The 6,689-nt window shown below is 77.2% G+C and carries 4 protein-coding genes; all 4 read left to right on the forward strand.

The genetic code is table 11. From position 1 onward, the window contains the following. Window positions 1-173 precede the first annotated feature (173 nt). Complete coding sequence (locus WDV06_RS25865; RefSeq protein ID WP_463668228.1) at window positions 174-2,417, forward strand: glycogen debranching N-terminal domain-containing protein; 2,244 nt, start codon at window positions 174-176, stop codon at window positions 2,415-2,417. 117 nt (window positions 2,418-2,534) lie between these two features. Continuing rightward, window positions 2,535-3,281, forward strand: a complete 747-nt coding sequence (locus WDV06_RS25870; RefSeq protein WP_395512177.1) for an NUDIX hydrolase — start codon at window positions 2,535-2,537, stop codon at window positions 3,279-3,281. Between the two features lie 203 nt (window positions 3,282-3,484). Beyond that, window positions 3,485-5,452, forward strand: a complete 1,968-nt coding sequence (locus tag WDV06_RS25875; protein ID WP_395512178.1) for an ATP-binding cassette domain-containing protein — start codon at window positions 3,485-3,487, stop codon at window positions 5,450-5,452. Window positions 5,453-5,599: 147 nt separating this feature from the next. Then, a complete protein-coding gene (locus tag WDV06_RS25880; protein WP_395512179.1) occupies window positions 5,600-6,541 on the forward strand; it encodes a FadR/GntR family transcriptional regulator in 942 nt (313 codons plus the stop codon). Window positions 6,542-6,689: the final 148 nt, after the last annotated feature.

Here is a 6,689-nt window from a genome sequence, read left to right on the forward strand (position 1 = left end):
GGCTGCGGAACGCGGTGGGCGCGGCCGTGCGCCGTCCGCGGGCCGCGCGCTGCGGGCCACCGCCCCCGGGGCCCGTGACCAGAGCGGGGGCGGGGGCGTTCAGCCGGTGGGCGGTGGAGGTCCGGCCGCGCCGCCGCCCAGCCGCACCGGCCGGAGCGCAGACAAGGCGACCCATGGCTCCCCACGCACCCGACACCGGCCCGCCCGGAACCCTTCCGCCCTCCCGCCCCACGTCGGACCCCCCACCCGGGACCGGAGGCGTTCCCGGCGCGCGTCCGCCGGGATATCCGGCGGGGAGCCCGCAGGAGCGGCCGGAGGAAGCCGGACGAGCCCCCGGGGCCGGTCCGGCGACGGCCGCCCCCGGGCCCACGAGCGCCGGACCGGCCCCAAGAAGGGCGGCCGAGGGAGCGGTGGGGAGACCGCCGCTGGGACCCGGCGGGCCCGGAGGCCCGCCGCCAGCGGCAGGTGGCGGACGGCGGGCGGAGCTGCCGCCGGTGCACGGGGCCCTCATCTGCGTCTCCGCGCCCGGCCTGGTCATCTCACCCGAGCACGGCCAGCTGACCGGACAGGGCATCGAGGGGATCTACCGGTCCGGTCGGCGGCTGCTGTCCCGCTGCGTGCTGCGCGTCGCGGGGCGGGACCCGGTCTCCGTCCAGGGGCGCAGCCTCGGCGCGGACCGCGCCGCCTTCACCGCCACCGTCCGTACCGGAGTCGAGCCGGGCCCCGACCCCGACCTCGGTGTCGAGCGGATCCGGCACGCGGACGGCACCGAGCGCATCACCGTGCGCAGCTTCGCCGCCCGGCCGCTGCGCCTGCCCGTGGAGGTGTCGCTGGGCACGGACCTGGCGGAGCTGGCCGCGGTGGCGGCCGGCCGTGCCGGGCCCGAGCTCGCCGCCGGGGTGCACGCCGCGGGGCTGCGCTGGAGCACGGAGGAGGCCCTGGCCGTCACCACCGCCGAACCGGCCCCCGACGACGCCCTCGCCACCGCAGGGCTGCTGCGCTGGGAGTTCGAACTCGGCCCGGGGGAGTCCCGCACCATCGAGCTGAGGACCAGCCGGGACCGCATCGCGCGGGCCCCCGCGGGGCAGGTCGCGAACCCGCTCGCCGGGGCCCGCGCCGAGGGCGACGACCCCAGGGCCGAGGCCTGGCTGCGGACCAGCATCGACGATCTGGGCGCACTGCTCCTGCGGGACCCCGCCGAGCCCGGTGACGCCTTCGCCGCGGCGGGAGTGCCCTGGCGGCTCGGACTGGCCCCGGCGGAGTCGCTCTGGGCCGCACGGATGGCACTGCCCCTCGGCACCGGGCTCGCCGCCGCCACGCTGTGGACCCTGGCCCGCTCCCAGACCGCCGGGCGGGGCCCCGGGGGCGGAAAGATCCCCGGACCGCTGCGCGCCGCCGGACCGCAGCTGCCGCCCGGCTGCACCGGTACCGAGGCCACCCTCGGCTTCCCGGCGGTGCTCGCCGAGGCCCGCCGGTGGGGTCTGCCCGAGGAGGAGGTGGCCCGGCTCCTGCCGGCCGCCGAGCGTTGCCTCGACTGGCTGCGGGGGGCGCTCGGGGAAGACGGGTTCCTCGCCGACCCCGATCCGGGACCGCGGCGCTGCGAGACCCAGGCCCACGCTCACCGGGCCGCGCTGCTCGGCGCCGACCTGCTCGACGGGTGCGGGCGGGCCGGAGCCGCGGAGTGGCGGGAATGGGCGGCCGCCCTGCGCGAGAGGTTCCGGGACCGGTTCTGGATCGACGGGCCGGACGGGGGCCGCCCCGCCGCGGCCCTGCATCCCGACGGCCGCCCGCTGGCCCGGCTCACGGGGGCGGCGGCGCACCTGCTGGACACCGGCCTGCTGGGCGGCGGGCGTCTCGCCCCCGGCCTGCTGGACCGCGTCCGCACCGAACAGCTCGCCCGGCTGCTCGGCGCCCCCTCGATGGATTCCGGATGGGGGCTGCGGAGCATGGCGGCCCGGGAACCGGGACACAACCCCTTCGGCCACCGCTCGGGCGCCGTCCGGGCCCACGAGAGCGCCGTCGCGGTGGCCGGACTGGCCCAGGCAGGCCACGACAAGGAGGCCGCGGGGCTGCTGCGGGGCCTGCTGGACGCGGCGGAGGCCTTCGGCTATCGGCTGCCGGAGATGTACGCCGCCGAGCAGCGCACCGCGGGCAGCGCCCCGCTCCCGCACCCGGCGGCCTGCCGCCCGGCGGCGGTGGCCGCCGCCGCGGGGATCCACGCCCTGACCGCCCTCGCGGGCATCCGCCCGGATGCCCCGGCCTCGACGGTCGCCGTGACCCCCCGCGCGGGCGCCCCCCTCGGAGCCCTGCGCCTGGCGGGGCTGCGCGTGGCGGGAGAGCCGTTCACCGTCCGGATCAGCCGTCTCGGCGTCGGCATGGTGGAGGAGGCCGCCGATGGGCTCCAACTGGGAGGGTGAGGGACGTCCCGGACGGCGGGCCCGCCTGGGCGCGAGGGTGCGGACTGGGTTCCAGATCACCGTCCTCGGGATCACGAAAGCGCTGTTTATCGTCAGGCAGACGACTATGATCGCGGCATGTCTCCCTACGACCCGTCGGCCTTCCCGCCCTTCGCCGTCACCGTCGACCTGGTCGTGCTCACCGTGCGACGCCACGCGCTCTGCGCGCTGGTCGTACGACGGGGAGAGCAGCCGTTCCAGGGGCGCTGGGCGCTGCCCGGCGGCTTCGTCCGCGGGGACGAGGACCTCGGCGCGGCCGCGGCCAGGGAGCTCGCCGAGGAGACCGGGCTGTGCGCGCACGACCCGTCCGCTCCCGGCGTGGACAACGGCGCCCACCTCGAACAGCTCGCCACCTACGGGGATCCGCAGCGCGATCCCCGGATGCGGGTGGTCAGCGTGGCACACCTGGTGCTCGCCCCCGACCTCCCCGCACCACGCGCGGGCGGCGACGCGAACAGCGCCCGCTGGGCCCCCGTCGACGAACTCCTGGAGGGTTCCGACCGGAGCGCCACGGTTCTGGCCTTCGACCACGCGCGGATCCTGGCCGACGGCGTCGAGCGGGCCCGCTCGAAGATCGAGTACTCCTCGCTGGCCACCGCCTTCTGTCCGCCCGAGTTCACCGTCGGCGAGCTGCGCCGGGTGTACGAGGCCGTGTGGGGCGTGGCGCTCGACCCGCGCAACTTCCACCGCAAGGTCACCGGGACCCCCGGGTTCCTGGTGCCCGCCGGCGGGACGACCACCCGTCAGGGCGGCAGGCCCGCACAGCTGTTCAGGGCCGGCGGGGCGACCCTGCTCAACCCGCCGATGCTGCGACCGGAGGTCTGACCCGCCGTCGCAGACGCCGTCCCCGCCGGGGGCCCGAACCCGAGCGGCGGGGCCGGTCACGCGGCCGCGGGCCGTGACGCCCCGGACGGCGGCAAGAGCCGCCGCGTCCCGGAGCGGCTGCAAAGAAAATCGGACATATCGCGTTATCTTGCATGCGGTACCCACCCTGCCGCCGAGCGGTCCCACACCCTGCGAGAGAAGCGATGCTCCAGGCCATCGGACTCACCAGCACACCCCGCCGAGATCTGCCGCCCCTCGTGGAGGACCTCACCTTCGAGGCCCGCCCCGGGGCCGTGACCGCCCTGCTCGGAGAGCCGGGTTCGGGCAAGACCACCGCCCTGCGGCTGATGCTCGAACTCGAACCGGGCCGCGGCATCACGTACTTCCGCGGCCGCCCGCTGCACCGGATTCCCCATCCCGGCCGTGAGGTCGGCGTGCTGCTCGGCGATGTCCCCGGGCATCCTGCGAGGACGGTCCGGGGCCAGCTGCGCATGCTGTGTGCCGCCGCCGGCGTCCCGGCCTCCCGGGCGGACACCATGATGGAGGTCGTCGGCATCGCCGGCCTGCGCGACCAGCGGCTCGGCTCGCTCTCGGCCGGCATGGACCGCCGCGTCGGGCTCGCCGCAGCCCTGCTCGCCGACCCCTGCACCCTTCTCCTCGACGAGCCGGCCGCGGGTCTCCAGCCCCGCGAGCGCGCCTGGCTGCACGGCCTCCTGCGCGGCCACGCCTCCCTCGGCGGGGCCGTGCTGTTCACCACCGCCGACGCGAAGGAGGCCGCCCGCAGCGCGGACCGGGTCGTCTCCATCGCCTCCGGCCGCCTCGTCGCCGACCAGGAAGCCGCGGATTTCGCCCGCACCCGGCTGCGCCCGCGCGTCGCCGTGCGCACCCCGCACGCCGCCCGGCTCGCCGACGTACTGGGCCGCGAGGCCCGGGCCGCGCAGCGCACCGTGGAGATCGTCGAGGAGAGCGGCAGCCGGCTCTCGGTGTACGGCAGCAACTGCGCCGAAGTCGGCGAGGCGGCGTTCCGGCACGGCGTCCTGGTCCACCAGCTCGCCGACGAGACCGGTGACTCCGGAGCCCCCGTCCCTCCCGTACCGCAGGCCCGCACCGGGGCCGGCGGCACGGTCAAGGCAGAGGTCCGGATCGAGGCCGCGGCCCCGGTCCGGGCCGGGGCGGGCGCCGCCGGCGGCCCCGACACCGCCGTCCCCGTGCCCTCCGACCACCGCCAGGACCCGCGCTCCGCCCCCGCCGCCGGTGCGGGACTCCGCGCCGAGCCGTCCTCCCCGGCCGTGTCCTGGCCCGCCCCCGGTGCCGGCCCGCAGGCCGAGGGCCGTCCCGGGCCCGGTGCGCGCCCCCCGCACGCCCGCTCCGTGCCCCCCGTCTCGGAGGTGCGCCGTGTGGGCGGGCCGCTGCGTCCCCTGCGCTACGAACTGCGCCGCGTCTTCGGCACGGCCACGCCCTTCCTCACCGCCGCCCTTGTTGTCGCCGTCTCCGTGCTCACCGCGCTGGTCCTCGCCCGGGCCGGCCACACCCCCCGCGACCGGGTGCTCGCGGCCTGGCCGGATCTGGTCCCGCTGCCCCCCGCCGCCCTCGGGGCGGGACTGCTCGGCGCCCTCGCCTTCGGTGAGGAGTACCGCTACCCCGCCCTCGCCGCCGACCGGGGCACCGTCCCGCGCCGCCTCGGCCTGCTCACCGCCAAGCTCGGCGTCTGCGGCGCCCTGGCCCTGCTGCTCGGTGCCCTCGCCGCCGCCGCGGACGCCGCCGCCCTCCGGCTCGTCTTCGGCCGCGCCCCGCTGGGCACCTGGGCGGAGTGGGCCGCGCCCGCCGCGAGTTGGGTGGGGTTGCTGGCCGGCTGCGCCTGGGCCGGGGTGCTCGCCTCCGCGGTGTTCCGTTTCGCCTCGGCCGGACTGGCCGCCGTGCTCGCCGTCCCGGTGATGGTGGTACCGCTGGTGCGCAAGGTGCTGGAGGGGCCCTCCGCGTATCCGGCGACCGGGTTCGCCGGCCGGCTGCGCGGCCTGGCCTCGGCGCCGTGGCCGGCGGGCGTCGACCCCTACGTGCTGGGGGCCTTCCGGGTGATGGCCCAACCCGTCGGGGCCGCGCTGGCGTTGTCGTTGATGGTCCTGTTGTGCGCCTATGGGTTCACAGGACTGCGCGGTCGGGTCCGTTGGTGATCGTTCCGGTGCGGTAGGCGTCCCCGGCGAGACCGGAGAAGTCCGCTTCGCGCCCCATCAGGCGAAGCAGACCGCAACTCCCCGCAAAACGCCCGGTTCTTTACGATAAGTCGTCAATTGCGTAGGTGGCACCGATCACCCTTTCGTGTGCTTTTCACCAAAGACCTCAAGGGTGGTGGAGGCACGGCCGACAAAGGATTCGTGAGTACCCTTGCGCACACCATGATGACCGCCGCCCGCCATGCCGACACCGGCCTCGCCGGCCCGGGCGAACTCGACCGCTACCCCTATGCGGAGGCCTCCGGCACCGACCGGGTCGGCCCGCCGCACTGGGACGGCGCCGACGTCGAGTTGAGCCGCGTCGGCCGCCGCGCGGCCGGCAGCCGCGGCCGCGGGCTGCACGGCCAACTCGTCCAGCAGCTCGGCCAGATGATCGTCTCCGGCGATCTCGGCGCGGACCGGCCGCTGGTCCCCGAGGAGATCGGCCAGCGCTTCGAGGTCTCCCGCACCGTCGTCCGCGAGTCACTGCGGGTCCTGGAGGCCAAGGGCCTCGTCAGCGCCCGCCCCAACGTGGGCACCCGGGTCCGTCCGGTCGCCGACTGGAACCTCCTCGACCCCGACATCATCGAATGGCGCGCCTTCGGGCCCCAGCGCGACGATCAGCGCCGCGAGCTCAACGAGCTCCGCTGGACCATCGAGCCCCTGGCCGCCCGCCTCGCAGCCGGTCACGGCCGCCCGGACGTCCAGCAGCGCCTCTCCGACATGGTCGAGATCATGGGCCACGCCCTCGGGCAGGGTGACGCGATCACCTTCGCCCGCGCCGACAACGAGTTCCACGCCCTGCTGATCCAGGTCGCCGGCAACCGCATGCTGGAGCACCTGTCGGGGATCGTCTCGGCCGCCCTCCAGGTCTCGGGCAGCCCCGTCACCTCCTGCGACCGCCCCAGCGAGACGTGCGTGGCGCACCACGCGCGGATGGTCGAGGCCCTCGCCGCCGGTGACGCTACGGCCGCCGAGAGCGCCATGCGCCAACTCCTGACGGTGCAGCCGGAGGTCGAGCGCGTGGTGCCCGCCCCGCGCGAGCACTGACCCCCGGGCGCACGGGGGCGCGGGGGTGCAGCACCGGGGGGGGGGGGGGGGGGGGGGGGGGGGGGGGGGGGCCCGGGGGGGGGGGGGGGGGGGGGGGGGGGGGGGGGGGGGGGGGGGGGGGGGGGGGGGGGGGGGGGGGGGGGGGGGG

This window comes from Streptomyces racemochromogenes (genome assembly GCF_044129415.1).
GTDB lineage: Bacteria > Actinomycetota > Actinomycetes > Streptomycetales > Streptomycetaceae > Streptomyces > Streptomyces racemochromogenes_A.